Consider the following 881-nt stretch of genomic DNA (forward strand, 5'->3'; position numbering starts at 1 on the left):
ATACTTTATTTATATAATAAATTAAAATTAGGAGACTATTTTATGAGATATGTTATAGTATCAGTGACTAAAGGAAATGCAGGTGCTTTTAATAATAAACTTCGGAAAAATCTATTTGAAAAATTTGGAGCTAAATCCTCAAAGCTTCCACCACACTTTACAATAAAATCTCCATTTGAAGCAGAAGATTTGTTATTACTTGAAAATATGTTAAAAAAGTTTTGTGATTCAAATCCTATTTCTACATATAAAATAAATGGTTACGATCATTTTGATGACCGTGTTGTCTACATGAAGGTATTAATGAGTTCTGAAGGAAAAATAATTCATGATAAATTAATAACAGAATTAGAAAAATTTAAATATATTAAATTCAGTGATCACGATGGAAAAGATAAAATTTTTCATATAACCTTAGCTTCTAAAAAGATTAAAAAAATTTATAACGATATTTATAGTTATGTAAATCCAATACCATGTGAATTTGATTGTACTTTTGATAATATATCAATATTCAAATGGGAAAATAATACATGGGTTTTACATAAAGAATATTTATTTCATTAAACGTAAAAAAGGAAAGATAATTCTATGATTATCTTTCCTTTTTTATTATTTTTCATCTTCTTCGTATTCCATATAATCTTCAACTTCATGCCCACATTCCGGACATTTATATTTATCTACACAAAACTCAAATTCTTCTTTTATTTCATTATCAGTTCCTTCGTTTATTACTTCAAAGTCAGTTCCTTCTTCATGACTTATTAAATCCATAACTTCTACTATACACTTAGGACAATACATTGTACTCATATGTTAACCTCCGTATTTTTGCATAATATATTCCCTACTATATTAACATTTAAATTATATTTTTA

2 protein-coding genes are annotated in these 881 nt (G+C 24.5%); one reads left to right on the top strand and one right to left on the bottom strand.

Going from position 1 to position 881, the window contains the following annotated elements:
• Window positions 1-42 precede the first annotated feature (42 nt).
• Window positions 43-567, top strand: coding sequence for a 2'-5' RNA ligase family protein (locus VN21_RS12615; protein WP_046823557.1), 525 nt, complete (start codon window positions 43-45; stop codon window positions 565-567).
• 45 nt (window positions 568-612) lie between these two features.
• Here the strand turns inward: VN21_RS12615 and VN21_RS12620 are convergent, their stop codons facing one another.
• Window positions 613-816: a hypothetical protein gene (locus VN21_RS12620; RefSeq protein WP_046823558.1), complete on the bottom strand. Its 204-nt coding sequence runs from the start codon at window positions 814-816 to the stop codon at window positions 613-615.
• Window positions 817-881: the final 65 nt, after the last annotated feature.

The sequence above is a fragment of the Paraclostridium benzoelyticum genome, assembly GCF_001006285.1.
Taxonomy (GTDB): Bacteria; Bacillota; Clostridia; order Peptostreptococcales; family Peptostreptococcaceae; genus Paraclostridium; species Paraclostridium benzoelyticum.